General features: G+C 33.1%; 26 protein-coding genes, 2 tRNA genes and 1 pseudogene. 9 read left to right on the plus strand and 20 right to left on the minus strand.

Features of this window, described 5'->3' with window-relative positions; translation table 11 throughout:
• Nucleotides 1–12: 12 nt before the first annotated feature.
• From ACQY56_RS06090 to nadA, 7 genes are all read right to left on the minus strand, one after another.
• On the minus strand, nt 13–471 hold the full coding sequence (locus ACQY56_RS06090) for a hypothetical protein (RefSeq protein WP_428739195.1): 459 nt from the start codon (nt 469–471) through the stop codon (nt 13–15).
• Nucleotides 464–1,348, minus strand: coding sequence for a UDP-3-O-acyl-N-acetylglucosamine deacetylase (gene lpxC, locus ACQY56_RS06095; RefSeq protein ID WP_428739196.1), 885 nt, complete (start codon nt 1,346–1,348; stop codon nt 464–466). The genes ACQY56_RS06090 and lpxC overlap by 8 nt, the downstream gene beginning before the upstream one ends.
• A 10-nt stretch (nt 1,349–1,358) precedes the next feature.
• The gene (locus ACQY56_RS06100) at nt 1,359–2,723 is read right to left on the minus strand and encodes a M23 family metallopeptidase (protein ID WP_428739197.1); all 1,365 of its coding nucleotides are present in this window, start codon (nt 2,721–2,723) and stop codon (nt 1,359–1,361) included.
• On the minus strand, nt 2,720–3,385 hold the full coding sequence (locus tag ACQY56_RS06105) for a hypothetical protein (protein WP_428739198.1): 666 nt from the start codon (nt 3,383–3,385) through the stop codon (nt 2,720–2,722). The genes ACQY56_RS06100 and ACQY56_RS06105 overlap by 4 nt, the downstream gene beginning before the upstream one ends.
• Nucleotides 3,386–3,418: 33 nt before the next feature.
• Nucleotides 3,419–4,471 carry a flagellar biosynthesis protein FlhB gene (gene flhB / locus ACQY56_RS06110; protein WP_428739199.1) on the minus strand — a complete coding sequence of 351 codons (1,053 nt, stop codon included), beginning with the start codon at nt 4,469–4,471 and terminating at the stop codon, nt 3,419–3,421.
• Between the two features lie 98 nt (nt 4,472–4,569).
• Complete coding sequence (gene nadC / locus ACQY56_RS06115; protein WP_428739200.1) at nt 4,570–5,385, minus strand: carboxylating nicotinate-nucleotide diphosphorylase; 816 nt, start codon at nt 5,383–5,385, stop codon at nt 4,570–4,572.
• On the minus strand, nt 5,382–6,380 hold the full coding sequence (gene nadA, locus ACQY56_RS06120) for a quinolinate synthase NadA (protein WP_428739201.1): 999 nt from the start codon (nt 6,378–6,380) through the stop codon (nt 5,382–5,384). Before nadA ends, nadC begins: the two co-directional genes overlap by 4 nt.
• Nucleotides 6,381–6,476: 96 nt before the next feature.
• On the opposite strand from nadA, the gene plsY reads away from it, so the two are divergent.
• The 6 genes from plsY to ACQY56_RS06150 all read left to right on the plus strand — a co-directional run bounded on the left by plsY (nt 6,477) and on the right by ACQY56_RS06150 (nt 11,368).
• Nucleotides 6,477–7,091 carry a glycerol-3-phosphate 1-O-acyltransferase PlsY gene (gene plsY / locus ACQY56_RS06125; protein WP_428739202.1) on the plus strand — a complete coding sequence of 205 codons (615 nt, stop codon included), beginning with the start codon at nt 6,477–6,479 and terminating at the stop codon, nt 7,089–7,091.
• 1 nt (nt 7,092) lies between these two features.
• A complete protein-coding gene (locus ACQY56_RS06130) occupies nt 7,093–7,422 on the plus strand; it encodes a dihydroneopterin aldolase (protein WP_428739203.1) in 330 nt (109 codons plus the stop codon).
• Between the two features lie 104 nt (nt 7,423–7,526).
• Complete coding sequence (gene hsrA / locus ACQY56_RS06135; RefSeq protein ID WP_193112985.1) at nt 7,527–8,201, plus strand: homeostatic response regulator transcription factor HsrA; 675 nt, start codon at nt 7,527–7,529, stop codon at nt 8,199–8,201.
• A 42-nt stretch (nt 8,202–8,243) separates the two neighbouring features.
• Nucleotides 8,244–9,539, plus strand: coding sequence for a sensor histidine kinase (locus tag ACQY56_RS06140; protein ID WP_428739204.1), 1,296 nt, complete (start codon nt 8,244–8,246; stop codon nt 9,537–9,539).
• A 104-nt stretch (nt 9,540–9,643) separates the two neighbouring features.
• A complete protein-coding gene (locus ACQY56_RS06145) occupies nt 9,644–9,895 on the plus strand; it encodes a YfhL family 4Fe-4S dicluster ferredoxin (RefSeq protein ID WP_428739205.1) in 252 nt (83 codons plus the stop codon).
• A 6-nt stretch (nt 9,896–9,901) separates the two neighbouring features.
• Nucleotides 9,902–11,368: a Ppx/GppA phosphatase family protein gene (locus ACQY56_RS06150; protein WP_428739206.1), complete on the plus strand. Its 1,467-nt coding sequence runs from the start codon at nt 9,902–9,904 to the stop codon at nt 11,366–11,368.
• Here ACQY56_RS06150 and bamA read toward each other — a convergent pair.
• Nucleotides 11,365–13,623: an outer membrane protein assembly factor BamA gene (bamA, locus tag ACQY56_RS06155; RefSeq protein WP_428739207.1), complete on the minus strand. Its 2,259-nt coding sequence runs from the start codon at nt 13,621–13,623 to the stop codon at nt 11,365–11,367. The two genes, ACQY56_RS06150 and bamA, sit on opposite strands and share 4 nt — an antisense overlap.
• A 105-nt stretch (nt 13,624–13,728) precedes the next feature.
• Between bamA and ACQY56_RS06160 the strand changes: the two genes are divergently transcribed.
• On the plus strand, nt 13,729–14,559 hold the full coding sequence (locus ACQY56_RS06160) for a prephenate dehydrogenase (RefSeq protein ID WP_428739208.1): 831 nt from the start codon (nt 13,729–13,731) through the stop codon (nt 14,557–14,559).
• On the opposite strand, the gene ACQY56_RS06165 is transcribed toward ACQY56_RS06160, so the two are convergent.
• From ACQY56_RS06165 to ACQY56_RS06200, 8 genes are read right to left on the minus strand one after another with little or no spacing between them, the layout of a single operon-like run.
• Nucleotides 14,552–15,994 carry a BatD family protein gene (locus ACQY56_RS06165; RefSeq protein ID WP_428739209.1) on the minus strand — a complete coding sequence of 481 codons (1,443 nt, stop codon included), beginning with the start codon at nt 15,992–15,994 and terminating at the stop codon, nt 14,552–14,554. The genes ACQY56_RS06160 and ACQY56_RS06165 overlap by 8 nt on opposite strands.
• Nucleotides 15,978–17,822 carry a VWA domain-containing protein gene (locus ACQY56_RS06170; protein ID WP_428739210.1) on the minus strand — a complete coding sequence of 615 codons (1,845 nt, stop codon included), beginning with the start codon at nt 17,820–17,822 and terminating at the stop codon, nt 15,978–15,980. Before ACQY56_RS06170 ends, ACQY56_RS06165 begins: the two co-directional genes overlap by 17 nt.
• Entirely contained in the window at nt 17,822–18,760 is a 939-nt protein-coding gene (locus tag ACQY56_RS06175; RefSeq protein ID WP_428739211.1) for a vWA domain-containing protein, read from the minus strand. The genes ACQY56_RS06170 and ACQY56_RS06175 overlap by 1 nt, the downstream gene beginning before the upstream one ends.
• Nucleotides 18,753–19,160: a hypothetical protein gene (locus ACQY56_RS06180; RefSeq protein WP_428739212.1), complete on the minus strand. Its 408-nt coding sequence runs from the start codon at nt 19,158–19,160 to the stop codon at nt 18,753–18,755. The genes ACQY56_RS06175 and ACQY56_RS06180 overlap by 8 nt, the downstream gene beginning before the upstream one ends.
• Nucleotides 19,161–19,991: a DUF58 domain-containing protein gene (locus ACQY56_RS06185; protein WP_428739213.1), complete on the minus strand. Its 831-nt coding sequence runs from the start codon at nt 19,989–19,991 to the stop codon at nt 19,161–19,163. It lies immediately after the preceding gene.
• A 13-nt stretch (nt 19,992–20,004) separates the two neighbouring features.
• Nucleotides 20,005–20,952 carry an AAA family ATPase gene (locus ACQY56_RS06190; RefSeq protein ID WP_428739214.1) on the minus strand — a complete coding sequence of 316 codons (948 nt, stop codon included), beginning with the start codon at nt 20,950–20,952 and terminating at the stop codon, nt 20,005–20,007.
• A gap of 60 nt (nt 20,953–21,012) precedes the next feature.
• Nucleotides 21,013–22,008 (minus strand): LPP20 family lipoprotein, encoded by a 996-nt coding sequence (locus ACQY56_RS06195; RefSeq protein ID WP_428739215.1) that lies wholly within the window; start codon nt 22,006–22,008, stop codon nt 21,013–21,015.
• Nucleotides 22,005–23,003 (minus strand): CsgG/HfaB family protein, encoded by a 999-nt coding sequence (locus ACQY56_RS06200; protein WP_428739216.1) that lies wholly within the window; start codon nt 23,001–23,003, stop codon nt 22,005–22,007. Before ACQY56_RS06200 ends, ACQY56_RS06195 begins: the two co-directional genes overlap by 4 nt.
• Before the next feature lie 152 nt (nt 23,004–23,155).
• On the opposite strand from ACQY56_RS06200, the gene ACQY56_RS06205 reads away from it, so the two are divergent.
• Both ACQY56_RS06205 and ACQY56_RS06210 read left to right on the plus strand, forming a co-directional pair.
• Nucleotides 23,156–23,231, plus strand: a tRNA-Lys gene (locus ACQY56_RS06205).
• Between the two features lie 131 nt (nt 23,232–23,362).
• Nucleotides 23,363–23,437: transfer RNA gene (locus ACQY56_RS06210), tRNA-Glu, on the plus strand.
• A gap of 10 nt (nt 23,438–23,447) precedes the next feature.
• On the opposite strand, the gene ACQY56_RS06215 is transcribed toward ACQY56_RS06210, so the two are convergent.
• The 4 genes and pseudogenes from ACQY56_RS06215 to ACQY56_RS06230 all read right to left on the minus strand — a co-directional run.
• Nucleotides 23,448–24,113, minus strand: a complete 666-nt coding sequence (locus ACQY56_RS06215) for a TonB family protein (RefSeq protein ID WP_428739217.1) — start codon at nt 24,111–24,113, stop codon at nt 23,448–23,450.
• A gap of 49 nt (nt 24,114–24,162) precedes the next feature.
• Nucleotides 24,163–25,359: an ammonium transporter gene (locus ACQY56_RS06220; protein ID WP_428739218.1), complete on the minus strand. Its 1,197-nt coding sequence runs from the start codon at nt 25,357–25,359 to the stop codon at nt 24,163–24,165.
• Nucleotides 25,360–25,493: 134 nt separating this feature from the next.
• The gene (locus tag ACQY56_RS06225) at nt 25,494–25,832 is read right to left on the minus strand and encodes a P-II family nitrogen regulator (protein ID WP_428739219.1); all 339 of its coding nucleotides are present in this window, start codon (nt 25,830–25,832) and stop codon (nt 25,494–25,496) included.
• Between the two features lie 94 nt (nt 25,833–25,926).
• A pseudogene (locus ACQY56_RS06230) lies at nt 25,927–26,067 on the minus strand (ammonium transporter); the annotation flags it as partial.

The raw sequence follows: 26,067 nt of genomic DNA on the forward strand, positions 1-26,067 counted from the left end.
AATATTTTCCTATTAAACAGCAGCTATTTTATATAGTGGCGCTGTTTCCTCGCTAAAATCTTTATACTCCAGTAGATCGGGGAGCCTAAAACTCACCACCGGTACTGTTTCTAGTTTCTGTGTTTCTATCTTTTCATGCATTCTAACAAAAAATAGCTTTCCTATCGCTTTTATAGGTTGATTATTATTAAAATAAAATGCATCACGCGCATATAAGGGAATATTTTTTAAAATACTCAGTGACTTTAAAAATATATATGCTACTTTTATAGCCATAAAGCTCCCTGGCCCATTCACATAAAAAAGTGCTTTTATCTCATATTTTTCTAAAATTTCTCGAAAAATAAGTGGCAAAACATCAGAACTTTTTTCATCCGATGATTTCACCTCTATGAGTTTTTGATCTTCATAGATGCCAATTTGAATAGGTGAAATTAGCGTGATACAAACAACATCAACACCTTTACGCATACGCTTTTTCTAACTCTTTTAACTCTTCACCAACAAGCTCGATTACTTCATAGTTAGCTGGGTCTTTCAGAAGCTCAAGTGTAAGTTTGTGGTTTAGATCATGACTTCCTGCAAATGCTTCATAGTTTCCTATAAAGTTCATCCCAATTAAACTCATATCTCCAATAGCATCTAAGATTTTATGGCGAACGAACTCATCATCAAAACGCAATCCTTCTGGATTTAAAATCTTTTTATCATCCAACACTACTGCATTTTCTAAACTTCCACCAAGAGCTAAACCTTTTGAACGCAGATATTGTACCTCATGTAAAAAACCAAATGTTCTCGCACGAGAAATTTCCTCTTTATATGATTGTTTTGTAAATTTAAGCACATATGCTTGTTCTTGAATTACTGGATGTGGAAACTTGATTGTAAAATCATAACTCAAATCTTTTGCTGGGGAGAGTTTTACATACTTGTCCCCCTCTTGTATCGCAACTTCTTTTTTAATACGCATAATACGTTTAGGTTTATCTAACTCGACAACTTCCGCTTCATCTAAAAGCATACAATAACTTGCACTACTACCATCCATAACAGGGACTTCATCTGCATCAACAATTACACGTAAATTATCAATCCCATAAGCATAAACAGCGGAGAGGAGATGCTCAATTGTAGAGATAACATACCCTTCTTTACCAATAACTGTAGCCATTTTTGTATCAACAACATTCTCAGGAATTAGTGGGATAGACACATCTACATCACTTCTATAAAATACTATTCCACTCTCAGCTTCTAATGGTTCTAATCGAAGTTTTACAGGTGAACCTTTATGAAGACCTATTCCAACAAGTTCTACACTCTTTTTTATAGTTGTTTGATACATAAAGTCCCTTTTATCTTTGATCTATAATTTTTTTAGATTCTTTAATTATATCACTAATATTGAGTTTTATCCATTGTGAATCCATCCACTCTTGTGGACGCACTTCAATTCCTTGTACTAAAACACCAAAATGTAAATGATCGCCCATTGCATACCCTGTTTTACCAGTATTTGCTATCTTTGTATTTGCTGGTAGATGTTCTCCAACACTCACATCTATACTAGAACAATGTCCATAAAGGGTATAAAGTCCAAGTCCATGTGAAATTATTGGCATATTTCCATATAAACCATTATAGTCTGTAAAAACAACTTCACCACCATTTTGAGTCATAGTAGGTGCCATTGCATAACTCGCCAAATCGATCCCTAGATGATATGCTTCACTTACAAACTTATGATTATAGTAGTACTGTCTATGATCACCAAAATGTGCTACAACTTGTCCATTTTTGAGCGGATATATCTTTTGCACTTTGAAATCACTAATCATATCATTGGAAACTTTTGATGTAATTTCATGAATCAATTTTTCATTTTTTGCACGAACATCTTCATTGATAATTTTAAACTGTTCTAAAGAGTTTTCAATCCCCTGAGTCTCTTCAAACTCCTCAGATAATTCATAAATCTTCCCTTTTAAAAATTTATCAGAAAGGTCAATTTTTGAAAGCTTATAGGTTTTGTCTTTGAGGTAAAACGGTACATAAGATTTTGTTGTATTACCTGCACTATCCCTTGCAACTACTGTTGCTTTAAAACCTTTATCAATAACTGGCCATGCAATAAGTGCAATATAATACCCCTCTTTATAAAAAGGTTGTGCTTTAAATTTTTTATCATGATTTCCAAGAATATAAAACTCTTCTAGGTTTTCATCATTTACACTAAAGATAACTAAAGCAGCGCCACCACGAGAAATTTTATAAGAGTTATTGATAATGTTGATATTTGGTCTTTTTTTATCAATTGTAAGTGCAAATTCCTTTTTCGCATCGTTACCTTTTAAGAGGTTCCACTTACTTGCATCTATAGCTTCAACAACTATCTCTATTTTTTTATCTTTTAAAGCATATATACCCTTTGGAGGTTCTATTTCTAAGTCTAAAGATGTACTAGGCATAAGAAGTTGTTCATATTGTAACTGCTGCTCACCTTTAGAACTTTTCATAGATATTCTATACGCTTTAACTCCACTTTCATCGCTGATATTTAAGTGTAATGGCTCTTTAAAATTCCAAAAACCATTTGTATTAAGTGTTATTTGTGGAGCTACTCTCTCAAAAGTAGATGAAAAATATATATACAAACCTCCAGCAACAAGTGCCAACATTAAAAATAGTGTTATAAACGACGAATTATTTTTTTTTCTCAATTTTCTACCTTTATCTCTTTTAAAATTTTATTTTCATCTTTTTGTATCAAAACAACTTTATGTACATGTATGATCTCTAAAAGCTCTTGTGCTACAAGCAAAGCATCTGTCAACTTTGCACCACTTTGTTTAAGCATCGCTTCATCGATATAAACCTCAACCACTTTTGCTTCATTTTTTAGAACAAAGTTAGCAAATAGCAGTGATTTGAGTCTAAAAAGTGCTAAACTTTTACTGCTTTTTAAAAACTCATTGCAAGTTTTACAATCTGCACCTAGTGTAATCAACTCACTCATAGCACTCAGTTTTTTATCTTCACATAAAATACTTTTTAACCCATCTTCAACTAAAAAAGAGCTATAAAATGAAGTCGCAATCTTTTCATTCATTTTGATTGAATGGCTTTGAAACTCTTGATATAGACGCAAAGTATCTAAGTTCAACTCGATTTTGATATCGCCTGAACTTGGAACTATCTTGCGTACTTTATCAAACCAAGGTAAAAAAACAAACTTTTTATCAATCTCTTGTGTTGCAACTAATGAAACTTTTTTATGTAAAGTCAAAATATAGGTATAAAGTACATTTGCTAATGAAAATGTTTCATTATTTGCAATAAGAACAATATGTTTGTTTTCATTTATTTGATCTAATTCAACCACGATGCAATGCTACTTTTTGATTAAAATTATATACTATTTTCTATTCACTTTATAAACGTAAGCAAGAACTTCTGCAACCGCTTTAAAAAGAGATTCTGGAATTGGTCTATCAATATCTACTTCACTATATAGTGAACGTGCTAATGGTGGGTTTTGCACAATATGTACATCATTTTCTCGTGCAATTTTTTTGATCTGTTGCGCTATATTATCTACCCCTTTTGCAATAACAACAGGTGCACTATATTTCTCTTGATCGTATTTAATAGCTACTGCATAGTGTGTAGGATTGGTAATAATTACATCGGCTTGTGGTACTTCTGCCATCATTCTACGACGTGCTGTTTCCATCTGAATCTGTCTAATTTTTGCTTTTACATGAGGGTCCCCCTCCATGTTTTTCATCTCATCTTTGATCTCTTGTTTAGACATTTTCAAACCATCAAAATATTGCTTTCTCACTATTATCACATCGATGATTGCAAAAATAAATATAATAAGAAGCATCACTAAAGCAATAATAATAACTTTATCTCGCAACCATGAAAGTTGATCTTCAAGTCCAAAAAGTGCAACAGTTGGAAGTTCTAAAATAAAGTAAAAGAAAAAGACAAATCCTATACCTAATGTTGTAAAAGACTTTAGTGTTACTTTTATCCCCTCTATCAGCTTTTTAAGAGAAAAAAGATTTGCTGTTCCTTTGATTGGATCGATTTTTTTGATATCTGGAACAATTGCTTTTGTCGTAAATAAAAAACCAAATTGTGCAAATGCCGCTACAATTCCAGCAAGGGCAACTGCAATTGCCAAAGGCATAATCATAAGTAAAATTTCTCGAATAGATATAAGGAGTATATCCATGACAAACAGTTTATCTATAGGTGTTCCAACTAAAGAAAAATAATATTGAAAAAGGAGAATCATATGTTTTGCTATAAAAGGAAAAAGCATCAATGTAGCAAGTATCGCTACAAATAAGGTCATAACACCTGAAGCATCTTGAGATTTTGGAACATTCCCCTCTTTTCGGGCATCCTCTATCTTCTTGGGGGTGGGTTCTTCGGTCTTTTCTTGATCATCTGCCATTTATATTCTCCTGAACCCACAAAGCTTTTTTTAAAAAACTTTCTTTAGTGGCATAGTACCTAACGTAAAAAAAATCACTTGTTCTTTTTTCGTCAAAATTATGATATTTTCATAGAAAGATCGATCCAATTTGCTTGATGGATAAGTGAACCAGAGCTAATTGCATCTACACCAGTTTTTGCATACGACTCAATAGTCTCTAACGAGATATTTCCACTCGCCTCAAGTAAGATATGTGCATAATATTCATTTCGATATGCAACAACCTCTTGTACCTCTTGTGGTGTCATATTGTCACACATTACTATGTCTACACCTGCTTTAAAAGCCATTTTTGCAATTTCTAGCGTTTCAGCTTCTACTTCAATCTTTGCAGTAAAAGGGATCACTTCTCTTGCTTTTTCAATATATTCACTTAAATTCTCAATAGTTTTTAAATGTGTATCTTTAATCATTAAAGAGTCATCTAATCCCATTCTATGATTTGTAGCCCCTCCACAACGTGTAGCATACTTTTCAAAAACACGCAGCAATGGACGAGTTTTACGAGTATCTAAAAGTTTTACACCATATGGAGCTATGATATCTACATATTTTCGAGTGAGTGTAGCAATCGAACTTGCATGTAAGGCTAGATCAAGAAGTGTACGCTCAGTTTTTAAAACATCGTGGGAATTGCCTTTTACAATAGCAATTACATCCCCTTTTACAAAACGCTCACCATCTTTTTTACCCCAGATGATCTCTAAGTTTTCTTCGTTTGCTAAAACATCTATATATCTTACCCCTGCAAAAACACCATCACATTTAGCGATAATATCTGCTTTTGTAGGTGCACTTGGCTCTACTAAAGCGTAAAGATCACCACGTCCAACATCCTCAGCAAGTGCTGCTTTAACAAACTCTTTTATCATAATGCCAACATTCTTTCTAATGCAATTTTTGCCCATTTTTGAGTAGACTCATCAACATCAATCTCATTGATTGGATTTTCATCTTCAATCGCTTTAAGTGTCATATATACATCTTCTAAAGTTGTTTCATTCATTGTTGGGCATTCTGGTTTTGTTGAACTAAGTACATATGTATTTGCTGGACGCAAACGATTTACCATATTGAACTCTGTTCCAACTGCTACTTTTTGATCAGCTGGAAGTTCTGTGATGTACTTGATCAACTGCGAAGTTGAGCCCACAAAATCACTCGCATCACAAATAGCTGGATCACATTCAGGGTGTGTCGCTATCTTAATCCCCGGATATTTTTTTCTAAAAAACTCTATATCCTCTACAGTGAAGAGTTGGTGCACTGAACAAAAACCGTCATAACAGATAATATCTGCCTCTTTTGGATCACCGCCTTGACCTATAACCATCGATTTTAATCCCATTTGATTTGCGATATTTTGCCCTAAACAACGATCAGGTACAAAAAGAATTTTTTTCCCCTCTTTAAGAGCCGTTGTTATAATTTTTTTTGCGTTTGAGCTTGTACATACCATACCACCCATCTCACCAACTTTTGCTTTTACATCTGCATTTGAATTGATATAAGTGATTGGTAAAATATTCTCTTTTGCGATCCCATGGTCATTTAAAAACTTTACAGATTCATCATAATAAAGTCCATCGATCATTTTTGCCATTGCACAACAAGCAATCTTTGGCATAACTACGCGTTTTTGTGGGCTTAAAACTTTTACACTCTGCCCCATAAATCCAACACCACAAAACAAAACAAACTCTGCATCATCTGCTTGTGTACGCATAGCAAGTTCTAAAGAATCCCCAGTAATATCTGCAATCTCAAACACCTCATCACGTTGATAAAAGTGTGCAACGACAGTAACGCTCAATTTATTTTTTAATCTGTCAATTTCACTTCTTAATTCTTCGTTACTTAATTTCAAAAAAAATCCTCAAATTATTAGTACTGAAATTATATCAAAATTTATTTAGCATAATCATAGTAGAATTTTGATATTGAAATTAACTCAAGGTTATATATGGACATTCTTTTTAATATAAATATTCAATTTTATATTGCTGCTTTTTTAATTGGTGGTATCCCATTTGGTCTACTTTTGGCAAAAACTTTTGCTGGAGTAGATATCAAATCTTCTGGAAGTAAAAGTATTGGAGCAACAAATGTGCTTCGTGTTGTAAAAGAGACAAACCCAGCTTTAGCAAAAAAACTTGGAGCTGCAACACTTATACTTGATGCACTTAAAGGCATAGTGGTACTTTTAGTTGGATATCTAGTAGGGGTCAGTGAAGCTACACTTTGGGCGATAGCTGTTCTTGCTGTAATTGGACACTGTTTTTCACCTTATTTGAACTTTGAAGGTGGTAAAGGGATTGCAACTGGTCTGGGGGTAATGATGTTTATGCTTCCAATTGAAACCTTAATTGCTTTAGTTGTTTGGGTTGTTATGGCAAAAACAGTTCGTATCTCATCTATCTCATCACTCACAGCAGTTTTAGCAATGCTTATTGCTAGTTTTTTTATACATCCAGAGATTGCTCATGCACCTATTGTACTTATAGTATTTATCTTATTTTATAAACACATACCAAATATTATTCGTCTCATCCAAGGTCAAGAGAAAAGAGTTATCTAAAGTGAAAATATATGTAGAAGATCTAAAATTTCAATGTATTATAGGGATTTTAGACTTTGAACGTCATACACCTCAAGATGTGATTATAAATCTAGAGATAGAGTATCTTTTTAATAAAGAGTTTATCAATTATGCTGATATTGTTCAAATGATAAAAACTCTTATGATAAAACAACAATTTTCACTCCTTGAAGATGCAATTTTAGAAATTTCTAAGCGTTTACAAGAGAAATTTCAGCAGATAAATACCCTTAAATTAAAAATCACCAAACCATCTATACTTCCCGATTGCAGGGTAAGTATAGAAGATTTTTTTGATTTCAAATCTTAAACAAAACTTCACTTTTTATTAAAAAAAATTGAAAAAAACTTTAAAGTTACCTAAAATTATGTTATTATTCCACTCACATATTTTTAAGAGATAGGAAATAATTAATGCGTATTCTTATTATAGAAGATGAAGTAACATTAAATAAGATGCTTGCTGAGGGACTTAAAGAGTTTGGTTACCAAAGTGATGTAGTTGAAACTTTAAAAGATGGTGAGTATTACCTAGACATCCGTAACTACGATTTAGTTCTTATGGACTGGATGCTTCCAGATGGAAACTCAGTAGATATCATTGGTGATATCAAAGCAAATACACCAAAAACAGTTGTAGTAGTTCTTTCTGCTAGAGATGATAACGAAAGTGAAATCGAAGCTCTACGTGCTGGTGCTGATGACTATATTAGAAAACCTTTTGATTTTGAAGTACTTATTGCTCGTTTAGAAGCACGTTTACGTTTTGGTGGAAGTAATATCATCGAAATTGAAGACTTAACTATCAATCCTGAAGAGGAAAAAATTACGTATAAAGAGACTGAAATTGAACTCAAAGGGAAACCTTTTGAAGTACTTACTCACTTAGCTCGTCACCGTGATCAAATCGTTTCAAAAGAGCAACTTTTAGATGCTATTTGGGAAGAGCCAGAATTAGTTACTCCAAATGTTATTGAAGTTGCTATCAATCAAATCCGTCAAAAAATGGATAAACCTTTAAGTATAACTACAATCGAAACTGTACGCCGTCGTGGATACCGTTTCTGTTTTCCAAAAGAAGTAAGTTAAATGATGCTATAATCTCCTAAATTTTTTGGGAGATTATCTACAATGTCACGCCAACAAAGTATAAGAAAAAACTTCTTATTTCAACTTTTAATCTCCTCAGCTTCACTTATATTTATTTTTTCATCACTTTTATATTTTTATATTGAAAAGTCAATTTATGATGAAAAAAAAGATGAACTTATCCATTATGCACAAAACATCTCTAATTACAAAGCTGTTTATGATTTTGGTGAATTGCCAGATAACTTTTTATCTTTAAGTATCGAAGTTATCTCTTTAGTATCAGATACTGAGCATATTGAGGTGTATGAAAAAACTGAAAATAAAAAAACATATTTAACGCTTATCTATCCGTTTGATTCTAAAAATGATGTCTATTTAAAACTTATAAAAGATATCTCACCAACAAAACACCTTTTAAAGAAGATATTAAACTACATTTTTATCATCAATATTGTTGGTTTTTTACTTGTAATTCTTTATGCAATTACCTTGTCAAAAATGCTTGTAACACCTATTAAACAACTCAGTCATGATTTGGCTAATATGAATGAACATCTTATGCGTCCTATTCAAATGGATGAGATTCCACAAGAGTTTGCACCACTTGCAAGAACTATCAACCACCTAATAGCAAGAATTCAAAACTTTGTAAAATATCAAAAAGAGCTTTTTATTGGTACTGCGCATGAGCTTAAAACTCCTCTTGCTGTCATTAAGCTCAAAAATCAAGTAACACTCATTAAAAAACGTTCAGTTGAGGAGTATATAGAAGCAATCAATACAACAAATAAAACTGTTGATGAGATGAATATAATTGTCTCAAATATCTTAAATATAGGTCGCCAAGAGGGTGCACAACTTGATAAACCACAACAAGTTGATGTGATTAGTTTTCTCAAACAAAAAGCAAATGATTTTAAACTACTTGCAGAAAATGAAGGTAAAACCTTAGAGATAAATTTTACACCAGATGTTTTTATGGCAACACTTCAAGTGGGACTTTTAAATCAAATTATTCAAAACTTTTTACAAAATGCTCTTAAATTTACCCCTGAAGATAAAAAAGTGATTTTACAAAGTTCTCAAGATGACTTTGGACTTTTAATTGAAGTGATCGATGAAGGATGTGGGATCGATGAAAGTGTTGACCTTTTTGCTCCATTTAAACGCCAAGGAAATAAAAGTGGTGTAGGACTTGGACTCTTTTTAGCCAAAAGTGCTGCAGATGCTTTGGGAGCTAGAATTAATCTCACAAATAGAGATGATGGGATCGATGGGACAAGAGCTTGTTTACAAATCAATTCTCAATTATCTTGTATACTTCCTCAAAAATGATTTGACTTCTGACAAGAAGTTGATTACTTTCAAATTTAATAAAGGTTTATTTTGTTATAAATCGAACACATAAATTAAACTAATACACTATAAGGTTTTTAAAAATGGCTTTATTAATTGATGACGAATGTATAGCATGTGATGCTTGTCGTGAAGAGTGTCCAACAATAGCTATAGAAGAAGGCGATCCAATCTATTTTATTGATCCAGACAGATGTACTGAGTGTGTAGGTGTATATGATGAACCTGCTTGTATCTCTGTTTGTCCAGTTGATTGTATTATTCCTGATAAAGATAACGTAGAAACAATTGCGGAATTACAATTTAAATATAAAAATTTAGACCTAGAAGAGTAACAAACATTGGCAAAACGAGTTTCTGTGATAGATATTGGTTCTAACTCCGTTAGAATGGTTATCTATGAAAAAACTTCCCGTTTTGCATTCCACCTACTTCATGAAGAAAAATCAAAAGTAAGAATCTCAGAAAGTGCATATCAACACGATGGAGTTCTTCAAGAGATTCCAATGCAACGAACTTTTGATGCACTTGAAAACTTTTTAAAGATATCAGAATCTTTTAAAGTCAAAAAGGTCTTATGTGTAGCTACTTCTGCACTTCGAGATGCCCCCAATAGGCAAGAGTTTATCCAGCGTGTTAGAAATACACTTAAATTAAATATCAAAATAATCTCTGGAGAAAGAGAGGCTTATTTTGGCGCAATTGCTTGTGCAAACCTTCTTCCAAAACAATCAGACGCAATGAGTATAGATATTGGTGGTGGATCAACTGAGATCACCTTCATAGATGCAAATAATGTTTCACATACACAATCTCTAAAACTAGGAACTGTTCGCTTGAAGGAACTCTTTTTTGATAAAGATGATCTCAAAGGTGCAAAAGAGTATATAAAAAAAGAGTTGCAAAAAATTCCTTCAAAAGAGATATCTACCCTTATTGGAATTGGGGGGACATATAGAGCTATATCATCTGCCATCCAAAAATCTCAAAGCTATCCACTTAAAAAACTCCATGCTTTTGAAACAACACAAGAAGTTTTTATTCCATACCTAGAAAATATTTTAAAAGCTGATGAACAAAAATTATCTGATTTGTATATTGACAACAATAGATTTGATGTTATTAAACCTGGTGCACTAATTTTAAAGATGATTATCTCAAAGTTTGCTATTGATAAATTCATTACAAGTGGTGTAGGAGTTAGAGAAGGTGTTTATTTAGCTGATCTTCTTAGAAGTTCAAAAGATCAATTTCCAGCCAACTACAATACTTCTGTTCGCTATATTCTTGATGCACATTTAAGCGATAAACATTTCTCAAACAATCTAGCTACATTAACAAAACATCTTTTTAGTATAACACAAGAGTATTTTGGACTAGATAGCTCTTTTAAACAACAACTTACGATTGCAGCAAAACTTTACCCATCTGGAAGTAATATCCACTTTTATTCACAAAATAAACATAGTTATTATATAGCACAAACTGCTTTAGAGTATGGCTTCACACATCAAGATATTACACTTATCTCTACACTGATGAAGTATGCAAAAAACAAACTCCCTGCAAAATCACATCTGGAAAAATACCAAAGACTTTTACCTCAAGAGAGTGTTGTTAATTCACTGAGTTTTATCCTCTCTTTAGGTATCACACTTTTAAATCATAGACCTAGAAATATCGATCTTGAACTTTCATTTAAGAATGGTATTTTAGAAGTGAAAAGCCAAAGTAATCTTTACTTGGCTAAAGAGAGTATAGCAAAGCTACAATGTTTAAAAGATTTTCAGGTCGTTTTTAACTCTTAAAATCTTTGTCCCATTGTAAATTCAAATGTTGATGTTTTATCATTCGTTTGTGGGTTTATAGGTCTTGCGAACATCAACTGAATAGGTCCAACTGGACTAAACCACTCAATCCCTGCTCCATATCCAGCACGTGCAATATTGTTGTCTAAAAGTGTAGTTTCAGAAATTGTATCAGTTATAAATCCCCAGTCAAGATAAGTAACTAAACGCATTTTTGCTTTTGGAACAAGTGGAAAACTCACCTCTAAAGAGTTAGAAAATGTTTGCGTACCACCAATTCTTCTTATGCCATCTGTAGCGGTTGAATCTGAGATAGTTGGCGAAAGTGAATAGGATTCATACCCTCTTACACTTCCTATACCACCCATATAAAACTTTTCAGCTAGTGGGACATAACCTGTATCTATGATATTATAAAATCTTGCTTTATATCTGAAAATTGCATCAAATCCTACAAACTCATCAAGACCTCTATAGATAGCAAAATTAGTTCTAGATTTTAAGAAGTTTGCATCTGCTCCAATACCTGTTTTTTCAAAGCTTTGTGAAAGTTCAAATCCAGTTCTTGGAAGATAATAATCATCAGTATTGTCCCATTTAGCACTTACTGTGACACCAGATTTTGAATACTCTTCAAAATAGTACGATGGGTAAAGAGATGTATTAAAATCACTACCAAAAGAGTAAGAGTTTTTTGAGTAACCATACCCTATATATCCACTTACATATCTTGTAAATCTATGCCCCATTCCAACAGAAGCACCATCAGTTGTAACTGTATAATCGTTATAGTCGTATGATGAATGAAAAATAGACATATTTCCAGAAAAGTCACTATCATTGAGTCTTGGATTTGAAAGACTTAGAGAGATATTTTTGCTTGTTTGTGATTTTTCAGCTTTTACACCAACATTAATTCCACTTCCCCAAATATTTCTATCACTAACACCAATACTTACAAGCAATCCACCATAAGAACCATATCCACCACCAACTTGAATATTTCCAGTTGGAGCTTCTTTTACTTTAACGATTAAATCCATTGACTCATTGTCAACTCTTTTCTCTTCTATTGTTGTACTATCAAAGTATCCTAAACGCCCTATTGCATTTCTTGAATCTTTTAAATCTGTTAAAGAATACATATCATTTGGTCCAAGGAAAAGCTCACGACGCACTATTCTATCAAGTGTGCGTGTATTTCCTGAAATAGTTACATTTCTAATCTTTACCTTATTCCCTGGCTTAATTTGAAAAATAACTTCAACAGTTTTATCATCCTTATTTTTTCTTAAATCTGGTACTACTTGCACATACGCATACGATTGATCTGCAATGAGTGTTTTGATCTTTTCTGCATCTTCTCTAAAAGTTTTAATATTAAAAACTTCATCCTCTTTAAGTGTCAAAAGTTCACGAATTTTTTCATCTGTAACAACTTCTTTTGTTTGATGTATAGAGATTTTTGAGATAGTATACTGCTCACCCTCTACAACTTGATAAGACATATCTGCTTGATAACTATCAAAATTGACGCGTACAAATGGTTCATCAATTTTTGCATCCAAATAACCATTTTGCATATAAAAATCACGAATTCTTAGATTATCATATTCTAGGTCTCTTAGACTCATTTTTCCATCATTTCGACCCCAGAACCACCCCATAAATTGATGCTCTTTATTTGCGATAACATCATCAAAATCATCACTATCTAAACCATAAACACCGTTGTATTTTAAACTATCGATGATGATCTCTTCACCCTCATTAACTAAAAAAGTGACCTGAATACTTCCATTTTCTAAATAAGTAGTTTCAACTTCTACAACAGAGTCCATTTTCCCCTCTGCAGCGATTGCATCAACTATACGACGTTTTGCAGCTTCAATCTTCTTTTCATCGTAAAGTGTCCCCTTTTTAATCTGGATTACACCATCTTTAAAATCTTCATCATTCTCTTTGTAGCCTTTAAGTTCAACTTTTGAGATAATAGCTTTTTCTTTAAAATAATAGTCTAAGTTTCCATTTTCAAACTCTGCCCAGACATCATTAAAGTAACCCTGTTTAAAAAAAGTTTTTATCGATTTATCAATCGTTTTCACATCGATGTTATCACCTTTGTCAAAGTCTAACATTCTTAAAGCAACATTCTCGGAAATATGTACCATTCCATGAAAGTTGATTGACTTCACTACCTCCGCATAAAGCGAAGATGTGAAAACTACAAATAAGACCGATAAAAATATTTTCATTAAAATTCCATATATAAAATTGGAGTAGATTTTACCTATTTTGAGGTTAATATTAAGTAAATTCAGTATAATTTACAAAAAAAACAAAATATAAAGAATGTAACTATGAATATCGCAATAATTGGTTTAGGTCTAATGGGTGGTTCACTTGCACTAAGTTTACAAAAATTAGACTTTGTAGATAAGGTTGTAGGTTATGACCACAATAATGAGCACCAAAAAGTAGCAAAAGAACTTAATTTAGTTCACGAGATAGTTTCCCTAGACGAGGTAAAAAAAGTTGATGTTATCTTTTTGGCTATTCCAGTAAATGGGATTATCCGTGCATTAGAAGATTTAAAAGATGTAAATGAAAACACTACAATCATCGATCTTGGAAGTACTAAAGAAAAAATCGTAAATTCTGTTCCTGCTGAAATTCGGAAAAATTTTGTTGCAGCACATCCAATGGCTGGAACAGAAAACTATGGTCCACAAGCTGCAATCGAAGGTTTATATGAAGATCAAGTTGTAGTACTTTGCAATTTAGAAGAGAGTGGAGAACTTCAAGCACAAGTTGCTAGAAAAATCTTTAAAGCGATAGGGATGAAAAAACATTTTATGAAAGCACGTGAACACGATCGCCATGCTGCTTTTATCTCTCATATGCCCCATGCCATCGCTTACTCTTTAGCAAATACCGTTATGAAACAAGAAAATAAACATAACATTTTAGCACTTGCGGCTGGGGGATTTCGCTCCATGAGTCGTTTGGCAAAAAGTTCACCAAATATGTGGGGAGATGTCTTTAAACAAAATAAGACAAATATTCTTGAAGCAATCAATCTTTTTGAAAAAGAGCTATCAAATATGAAAACAGCTATCGAAAATGAAGAGTGGGATGCTGTTCATAAAGAGATGTCAGATGGAAATAAACTCTACAATATCTTTAAGTGATATTGTACTTTTTAAGTAACTCTTTTAATCTCTTTTTATCTATCTCCTCTTTTTCACTTGTATAAAGATTTTTCTCTAAAGTTTCAACAATTTTCTTGATCTCGCTATCACGCTCTTTGTAAGGTAAAAGTTTCATAAGTAGGAGCTTTTCATCTTTGATAGAGACTTTTTTTTCTGAATTTGTAAATGTTTTATCTTTAAGTAACATGATGCTCACACCTATAAATATCCCTACAAATAAAGCAAATACTATATACAATACATTTGTACTTGTTTCTTGTTTAATCTCATCTTTTTGCTCAGATTTTTGCACTTGTGGTGTTTCATCTTTTTTGATTGTTAGAGGTTGCTGTGGTTTTACAGCTGAACCTTTGAGCGTGATATCTATAGCTTCTGTTTGAATACGTTTGAGTTGTTTTGTTTTGGTATCAAAATATGTCAAAACAAATGGTTCGATTGTAAAATCATGATCGCCCACAAAAACAAGTTTTTGCGTCAATACATCATCATTTATCTCAATCTTTTCATCAAAAACATTGACACCATCAATATGTGGTTTAAAACTCTCAATATCCTCTAAATTACCACTCCCTTTTACACTTACAACAACGTTTACTGCTTCATTAGGATTGGTTGTTGTTTTATCAGCTTTTGCATCAATGGTAAAATCACCTATAAACTTTGCATTATTTGGAAGTGGTTTTACATCTATATTGAGCTCATTTGAAAAGTAACTTTTCCATTGAACTTGCGGCATAAATGAGGGACTCCAGCCACTTGCATTTACCCTTGATGCAACTCTAAGCTCAGCTGGTGTAATTGTGAGATTACCCTCTCGTTGTGGTGTAAGTGTATATTCAACTTTTGTAACCACATATGCTCCATCACTCTCTTGTTTTGGTTTTGATTCAGATTTTTTCCAAAAGCCTTTAAAATCTGATGGGATAAATTTATTATCAATTACAGAAACATCTTTTCTTTGTCTAAGTGTCAGTGTTAATTTTACACTTTCTCCTACATAGGGATCAGTTTTTGAGATATCATAACTAAGAAAAAATGGTTGTCCCGCTTTTTGTGTTTGTTTTTCAACTGTAAGTGAAACACTATTTGATTTTACAGTTTTACCATCTATAGTAAGTGCAACGGGTTCAATTGTACAACTTTTTTGTGCGACAAACTGATACACAAATGTTTTTGTTTTTTTGTAGTCACTCCCTATCATTTCAATATTTGTTCGTGAACCACTGGAGATGATATTTTGTCCACAGAGTTGATAAAGTGAAGGGGCAGAAACATCTGAACCATCCACTTTTAAAGAGTATGAAACTACATCCCCCATTGTTGCAACATCAGGGGAGAGTTCTGCTTTTACTCCTGCAAAAAGTGTCGTTGTTAAAAATATAAAAAATATAAAAAATTTACCAAGGTTTTTCATCTTGACTCCTTTGGATTTGTTGATCTTGATTTAGTTGATATAAAAAAGTTTTTTGTTTTTGATTGAGTGCTTTAAGCCATTTTTTCTCTTCAGCATCACTCATTTTTGCTTTTTGTTGTTGCATAGCTCCATTTTGTTGTGCATCCAATTTTTCCTCTTTATTTTCTTTATTTTGTTGCTCTTGCTCTTTTTGTTTTTGGCTTTGCTCATTATCTTTTTCTTGGTTTTGTTTTTGTTGGTTTTGCTCTTTATTTTTTTGTTGTTGGTCGTTATTTTGCTGATTTTGATCTTGAGAGTTTTGATTTTGCTGATCTTTTTTATCTTGTTTTTGTTGCTCTTTTTGATCTTTATTTTGTTTCTTTTGGTCTTTGTTTTTATCTTGATTTTTATCGTTTTTCTGGTCGTCTTTATTATCTTTTTGCTGTTGTTGCTTTTTCTTAAGTGCTTTTTTTACTGCTTCAAGATTCTCTCGTGTATCTTTATCTTCTTTAAGTTTCAATGAGTTTTCATACGATTCTATAGCACTTTGCAAACTTTTTTCATCACCCATTTTTGCATATGAATTTCCAATATTTGCTAGTTTACTTGCTTCTTGTTTTTTATCTGAAAAATGAGCTTTTTTATACTGAGATATCGCTTTTTTATACTCTTTTTGTTTATACAAAGAGTTTGCACTATTATAATAACTTGCATCATTTTTATGTTGTTTTGCATACTCTTTGTACACATCCTGTGCTTTTTCAAACTCCCCTTTTTCATAAGCAGTTTTTGCATTATTGAGATCAACAAAATCTAAAACACCAGCTTTGAGATTCACCCCATTCATCAAAGATAAAACTAAAATGATCGAAGCTGGAACTTCAACTTTTTTTCGTTTACTCATTGAAGAGGTTGCTATTAAAAATATCAACATAGCAAGACCTAATGGATAATAAAACAGTGGTATATATTTTGTAATTTTTTTAGATTTTCGCTCTTTTTTTTGTGCAACTGATTCTATCTCATGTAACATTGCTGTGATGTCCTCGTTGGAGTTTACAGCTTGTATATACACACCACCAGTTTTTACAGCTAACTCAGAGATATTTTCATTGAGTTTTGAGATGATTATTTTGCCGTTTTGTTTTATAAACTCCCCACTTTCTTCCCGTATAGGTGCACCTTGTTTAGTCGCCACACCTAAAACAAAAACTGCTATGTTATTCTCTTTGGCATAGGCTATCTCTTTTGAAAAATCATCATTATCACCACCATCACTAAGTACTAAAAGGTACTTTTTTCCTTCACTTTGTATGCCGTTTTTTACAACTTCCAACATTGAGAGCAGATTTGTCCCTTTTTCTGTGATGGAGTTTGTATCAAGCTTATCGAGTAAAAATGCAACTACATCATGGTCTAAACTTAGAGGTGAAACAAGGTAAGAATTCTTTGCATACGCTACAACACCCAAACGCTCACTTGGGGAGAGTTTTAAAAGCTCTAAAGCCTTATGTTTTGCAAGTTGTAACCTATTTGGATATAAATCCTCAGCTAACATAGAGTCTGAAATATCAAGGGCGATGATAATATCTGCACTTTTTGCTTGTATCTCAATCTCTTTATCTTTTATAACAGGTCCTGAGAGTGCTAATACCATTAAAATTGCCATTAAAAAAAACAGCGCATTTCGTGCTTGTAAGCTGAGTGTATTTGCACTCACACGTAACTTTTCCATCACCTCATCGGAAAAGAAACTTGCTTGGTTCTCTTTTTGTGTAAGTAAAAGTGCAAAAAGTATAAAGATTATAGGAAGCATTAAGTATAAAAATTCAGGGTGTAAAAAACTCATCACATACCTCCTCGTTTATTTCTTAAGTATACATACAACATTAAAGAGATAAGTGCTATAAAAAGTGGATAAAAAAAGTAGTATTGTTTATAACTAAATGTCTCATTTTTTATCTCCGATTTTTCTTGTTTATCTATCTTTTCATATATCTCTTTAAGTTGTGAAGCATTGGAAGCTCCATATGCTGTCCCATTTGTATCTTGTGCTATTTTCGATAAAACTGCACGGTTATACTCATTTGGTGCACCTATCCCTATCGGGTACACTTTTACATGCTCTTTTTTAGCCATATCAAGAGCAACATCTAGTGGTATTTTATCGATCCCTTGTGTTGAGTAACCATCTGTTAAAAGAATCGCTATCTTTGTTTTAGAATCACTATGTTTTAAAAGATTTACACCTTGAGCAAGTCCCTCATAAAGAGCTGTATACTTTCCGGCTATCCCCTCATGAAGTTGTGAAACTAATGAAGAAAGGATATTTTTATCATACGTAAGTGGGGAAGCTATAAAAGAGTACTGCCCAAAAACAACCAATCCCATGTTGTCATTTTGACGTTTTTGAACAAAATCTTTTACTATATTTTTCACAACATCAAAACGACTCGCTCCTGGGTTTAACATATCAAAACCACGTTGTGCCATAGACTCAGAAGCATCTAAAATAAGCACTATCTCATACCCTTTTTTAGGTTTTAATTCATAAGGTTCATCTTTAACTGGAGACATCAAAGCCAAAATCATCATCACAATTCCAAGCCACTTTAGTAAAAACAATAACTTTGAAGCACTTATGGAGTTGTGTATAAACTGTGCTGAATGCGGGAAATAGATAGAGGGTAATCTCATTTTACAAAGCGTTTCACACGCTATATAAAAAAAGATTACAAATGCTATTTTAGGAAATTCAAAATACAGACCACTAAAAAGATCAAACATCTAATATTCCCTTATATACATCTATCTGTCTAAGAGTATCTGCATCAAATGCCTCTACACTCTTTTTATATTTGTACGCTTGTAGTTTTTCAACCATAAGTTCATAATGTTTGAGATGTCTTGGAGTGTCGTCCTTAAATACTGCTCCATACATTGTTAAATCATACGCTGATTGCTTAGTATCATGCATATCTAAATCTTTTAATCGAGCAAGATAGTCTTTTCTTTTGTTATATCTTTTTCGCTCTTTAAAGTATCTATATAAAAGGTATAAAACCCCTATAACAATAACTGTTACAGCAATTACAATCGCTAAAAAATAATAAAAAGAGTACTCTTGAACCTCCATCAAAGGTTTTATGTCGTGTAGAGGTATCTCATTTGTATTGTTTATATCCATCTATCTACCCTCAAATACACGTCTAAGTGCAACACCAACACTCTCATTTGTATATACTTTTGTAAATCTCACTTGCTGTTTTCTCAGTGTTTCATAAAGTTTTCTATCGTGTAGATGTACTTTTTTTGCATATTCTTTCACACTAGCGTTATTAAAATCACCCTCTAATACAGCCCCACTCTCTGGATCAACCAAAGAGGCAAAACCCATGTGAGGTGGGTGTTCTTCTAAATGATCTCTCACTATCAAAGCGATAACTTCATGTTTTTTTGCCAATATCCTAAAATCAGGCAGTTCAAAAAAATCACCTATAACTACTATGAGAGACTTTCTTTTGAGCCTTTTAAATAAAGTATCTGAGAGATTTTTATAATCTGCTTGATGGTTTAATGGATCGAACTCTAAAATCTCTTCAACTGCACGATGTACTTGGTAGAGTTTTTTACTTGGCTTTAGGTGTGAAATAAGTCGATCACTAAAGTTATAAGTACTTAATAGATCGCCGTTTTTTATCACTGAAAAACTAAGCATTGCTACAAGTTCAGCGATTACATCTTGTTTAAATCTTTTTGAACCAAAATAGATACTTCCATTGAGCATCGTAGCTACTACGACATTAAGCTCTCGCTCTTCACGAAAGATTTTGATATAAGGACGCTGCATCTTTGCTGTGATATTCCAGTCAATATGACGTATATCATCTCCAGCCATATACTCACGCAATTCTATAAAATCATACCCCTCGCCTTGAAAGATAGATGGATTGTTTCCAACCATCTCTGAAAACACTTGACGACGAGCTTTTACTAGGATTTTTTGTAACTTTGACAAATGAGCACCTTAACTACGGAATAGGAACAATCTCAAGCACTTTTTGGATAATCTCATCCGTTGTAATACCATCTGCTTCTGCTTCATACGTAAGCACTATACGATGACGCATCAACTCTTTTACGATGTACGCGACATCAACAGGTGTAACATAATCTTTACCACGCATAAATGCCATCGCTTTTACCGCTTTAAACATATCGATACTCACACGAGGAGATGCACCAAATTGGATAAAATCTTTTATCTCAGCTAAACCATAACTCTCTGGCTCTCTTGTTGCTGAGATAAGCTCGATCATATACTTCTCAACCTCTTCATCAACATGTACAGCTTTTATAGCTTCTTTAATAGTTGTGATATCATCTTTATTTAAAACAGCTTGTATAGTTTCAAAGTTTCCACTTGAGATGCGTCTTGCTATCTCTAGTTCTTCCTCTTTTGTATTATATCCCACTACAAGTTTTAACATAAAACGATCAAGTTGTGCTTCTGGAAGCTGGTATACACCTTCTTGCTCAACAGGATTTTGTGTAGCCATTACAAAAAATGGCAAATCAAGTTTAAACGATGTATCACCGATAGTTACTTGCTTTTCTTGCATCACTTCAAGCAGAGCTGATTGTACTTTTGCTGGAGCACGGTTGATCTCATCGGCAAGTAAAAGGTTTGTAAAGATTGGACCTTTTTTGATTTTAAACTGATTGTTTTGTGGATCATATATCTCAGCACCTAAGATATCTGATGGCAACAAGTCTGGAGTAAACTGTGCACGTTTAAAGTTAAGCCCTAAAGCTTTTGACAATGCATTTACAGTTGTAGTTTTTGCAAGACCAGGGACACCCTCGATTAAGATATGCCCTTCACATAAAAGTGCAATCAAAAGTGAGTCGATCATTTTTTCTTGACCAACTACAACTTTTGCAACCTCTTTTTTTACTTCTTCTATTTTACTTATCATAGTTTCACCTATTACTATTTATAAACTAGTGTAAGTATAGTTATTTGTGGTAAACAATATTTAAATATTGAGGTTTAAAACCTTATCAATTCCATCTTTTTGAATTTTCTCATTTAATTGACGCACTAAATCTTGTCTAGCAACTTCATATCCTTGTGAAGATTGCCCTACTAAATGAAGTACATTTGAAGCTATGTTTACCCCTTTAGAATTTTTTGTCATTATATGTAATTCTGCACGTGCTAACGTAAAACCATAAGCATTTGCTTTACTCACAGCTGTATCTATAACTACTTTATAGTGCATCTTCCCACTACTACTGATATGAAAACTTTTTTCACTTAACGCTTTTTCTATAGGAGTATTTAGATTTTGAACGTTCGAGCTTACAGAAAAACTGATGTTTGATTGGTAATACTTGTAATTTTTATCTATTTCACTCAGAGCTTGTAAGTACTTACTTGAATCAAATCGAGCATTCAACTCCTTCATAACTACTAAAGTGTTTGGTACATCTTCAAACTCTTTTTTTTGTTCTTTGTAAAAAAGATATTTTGTTAATGCGTCTGCACTTAAACTTCTCTGTTTTGAATGCAATAAAGAGATGCGTTGCTCTAACTCTTGTTGTAAACTTGTAAAAAGTTTAGATTTATCCGAACGGATTAAAACTGCATACTTTTTAAATCCTAAACTTTGAGCTTGAATCACTTCATAGTTACTGATTCGTATCTCTTTTACATCTGAAGATACATCAGAATTATACTCACCCTCTTGGGAGTTTATACTCCCCTCTTTGACAGTTGTTTTTGCTCTGTATGTTGAAGAGATTGAGACACTTAAAGTTGAAGCCATATAACTAAGTGCATTTGTGAGCGCTTCTTTTTTATCTTTTCCTTCACCCATCGCATAGAGTGTTGAAGTATTTGAAAGTGGAGGTGTTTGATACCATGCTGGAAGTTCTTGGCTTAGGGGAGCTACCTCTAGTTGTGTTGATGATCCACATCCACTCAATAAAATTCCAACTAGTATAAAAACTGAAACTATCACTTTACTCATCTATTTATCTGCTCCATTGTTCGTTTACGTTTCTCAATTAAACTCTCTATTCTCACTACTGCATTATTGATCTCTTCAACTGGTTCTATCATTAGATTATCTGCATATCCATAGTACTCTTTTGCTTCATCATAGTTCCCTTGTGCCTCTTTGATAACACCCAAATTATAAAAAGGTACATAACTTTTTTGTGCAGTTGCATCAACTAAATCCATCAAAAGTTTTTCTGCTTTGTCATATCTTCCTTGTTCTATATATGTTAATGAAACTTTCAAAAGCTGCTCATCTCGATCTGTATAATCAATATCTGGTTTTTCTAAAAGTGCTACATCAAACTGTTTATAGTGAGGGGTGAGTTTATATGTAAAGCTATCAGCTATCGCATTTGCTAGATATTGCCCAGCCATTTCACGTGACGGTAATACACGAGAATCATCTATACAATGTTTGTCTGTACTTGAGCGAGTAAGTGTGTCTGCATAAATCACATCCCCTTTTGTTACATCAATCACTCGTATATCTGCTGAGAGACTAGAGACTCTTTTCATACAACTAACATTATAGTACGACAACTCTGTACATTTTGAGTTTGCACATCTAACACGCTGTTCATAAAAACGACTATCTTGGATGGATGGAGAACTAACATGCCCAGATATGATCGCTTGAGCCCCTATGATATTTCCAATTTTTACAGCATCTTTTGGATCAACTAAACCACTGTTTTGAAGTTTTTGCTCACTTATAATGTTGTCAAAATCTTTTCTACTTACAATTGTAAAATATTTTTTATTGTCAAGCTGAAACCCTGCTAATTTTGCCTCAACCTTATCAGATAAACCTACACGATCATTATCGAAGTAAGTAACTGTTATTTTTTTTGTTTGAGAGATTCTATCTACCTCTGCTGGTTCAAGTGCTTTTATACCAACTCTTTGTGCACAACTAGTGAAAGTGAGTACTATAAGTATAGCAACTAAAAAACTCTTTTTCATTCATGCCCCTTTGTGAAATGATTGTAGTTAAATATAGTTTAATTTTCTCTAAAATAATCTTCTAAAGAAAAATCGCTATTTTCTTTGAAAACTCTTGACATATGCGTTCTTTTTGTCTATAATTCCAGCCTCTTAAATAAGAGAAACAAAATGTCTTGTTAGCTCAGCTGGTAGAGCACGTCACTTTTAATGATGTGGCCGATGGTTCGAATCCATCACAGGACACCATTTATTTTGTACGCAAAACGAGCAAAAGCCCGTTTTACTACGTTAACACTAGGTTTTACTCAGTGTAAAGCTCATCGTACTAGTTCGATTGTGATAACAGCATACAAATTTAATTATCAACCACAAAAAGTGGCCCCATCGTCTAGCGGTTAGGATCCATGGTTTTCATCCATGTTACAGGAGTTCGAGTCTCCTTGGGGTCACCAACTTTTTATTTTATTTCAAACTATAATCTATCGGAATTGTTAAAGTAAGTTCTTCATCAGGTTTTGGAAGTTTATCTTCTAGACTTTGGATAGTTTCAACTGCTGCATTTGAAAGAATTTCATATTTGCTATCAAGTACCTCTATATTGGAGATTTTTGCATCTTTTGAGAGTGTAAATTTGACAGTTACAACCCCTTCAATACCTTGTTTTCTTGCTCGTCTAGGGTAGTAAAAATTCTCTTTTAAAAGTGCTACGATCTCACTTACATGTAAAGAGAGATATTTGTCACTTAACTCCTCGGGTGATTTTTGAACGATAACTTCTGTTTCGCATTCAGTATCGACATCATCTTTTTGTACTATATTTTGCACCACGGGTTTTGTTGTGTTTATTTCCTCTTTTTGCACTACAACCTTTTGCTCTATGACCTCTTTTTTCTCTACACTTTTTTGCTTGGTAACTTTAGGTGTAACGATTGGCTCTTTTATCTTTTTTTGTACAGGTTTTTTAACTTGTTCAACAGTTTTTACAATCTCTTTTTGAGGTTTTACGACAGGTTTTTCTATTTTTACAGTACTGAGGTTAATTGTAGTAGTACAACATGCACAAAGATGTTGTTCATTATTGGAGTAAGCGGCTATCGCTTTATAGGAGAAAAAAATTGCCGCTGCCAATACACTATGTATCAACAGTGACAAAATAAGGGAATTGGAATATCTAAACTTAAATAGCGCGTTTAAATTCTGGATAAGCTTCAACACCCACTTCTTGTACATCTAACCCCTCTATTTGTGCTTCATCATCAGCTCTAAATTTTACAACTTTATTTATAACAAACAGTACTGTATATGAAACTGTAAAGACAAATATAGCTACAACAGCTACACCTTTAAGTTGTCCAAAGAATGTAATTTCATGTAAAGCTTTTACTTTCTCAGACACAAATAAACCTACAGCTAAAGTTCCCCAGATACCATTTACCAAGTGAACTGAAAGTGCACCAACAGGATCATCGAGTTCAAATTTATCAAACACAGGTACTGCAAAAACAACTAATGCTCCACCAATTGCACCAATTAAGATTGGTGTATACATATCATAAAGGTCTGGTCCAGCAGTAATCGCTACAAGTCCACCAAGAGCCCCATTTAAAATCATAGTAATATCTAAAAGTTTATATCTAAAGTACATAATTATACCAGCAATTATCGCCCCAGCCAAACCTGCTGTGTTAGTATTCATAATAGTTTTTGCAACAGTGTCCGCATTCTCTACACTAGATATCGATCCAACACTTCCACCATTAAATCCAAACCAACCTATCCAAAGTAGCATAGCTCCAAGTACTACCAATGGAATATTTGAAGCAGGAACAACGTGAATCTTTCCATCTTTATATCTTCCACGACGAGGACCCATTATCATGATAGCGGCTAAAAGTGCCCAACCACCAGTTGAATGTATAACTGTAGAACCCGCTAAATCATACATATTTATATCTAAAAATGTATCAGCCAGAACATCAGCTCCCCAACTGATATTTACTATAAATGGATAGATAAATCCACCCATAATGACTGTAAAAAACATTAAAGGGATTATGCGAACTCGCTCACTTACCCCTCCACTCATAATATTTACAGTTTTTCCAACAAAAGCCATTTGAAATAAAAACGCAGCCCAGATACTCATAGATGTATTTTCCCATGATCCAAATGCAATCGTATACCCTACTAAAAGAAACATTATAGAAGCTACTGCATATATCATAGTATTTACTGTAAGTACTGATGAAACATTTTTAGTTCTTACAAGTCCAGCTTCTAGCATAGCAAAGCCTGGAACCATAAATATAATTAAAACCATTGAGAAAAGTGCGAAGAAAGTATCTATTATATACTTTATATCAAGTTCTGACATACAAACCCTTTTTTTGAAGTGTAAAGGGAATTTTATCTAAAAGAAGATTGGATTTTTATTAAAATTATTTCGTATGGAAAGGTTTTTGCATATGCGAAATGCATATGCATGGAAAAGTTAAAATAACTGCTACTTTAGATAGCTTCGTTATCTTCTTCACCAGTACGGATACGGATAATTTTATCTACATCGCTAACAAAGATTTTACCATCACCGATTTTACCTGTACGAGCAGCTTCAACAATTGTATTTACAGTTTGTTCAACCATCTCGTCAGTTACAACCATCTCCATTTTGATTTTTGGTAAAAAATCTACTACATACTCAGCACCACGGTAAAGTTCAGAGTGACCTTTTTGACGACCGTAACCTTTTACTTCACTTACAGTCATACCTGTTACACCGATCTCTGCTAGTGCATCTTTTACATCTTCTAATTTAAATGGTTTTATAACCGCTTCTACTCTTTTCATATCTAAAAACTCCATTCATTTCTTATCGAGGGATTTACTCCCCTCGATTTTAATTTTAAAATTGTAACCATTTTTATGGTTTAAATCAACTCTATTATACGTTTAAAACTTTTTCACCATGAACAGCTTCATCAAGACCAAGTTGTTCAGTTTCTTCATCAACTCTACCACCGCCAGTGATTGCAGAAGCGATATAGTAAACGATAACAGTACCAACAAGAGTGAAGATACCAAC

This window comes from Sulfurimonas sp., from assembly GCF_050296975.1.
Taxonomy (GTDB): Bacteria; Campylobacterota; Campylobacteria; order Campylobacterales; family Sulfurimonadaceae; genus Sulfurimonas.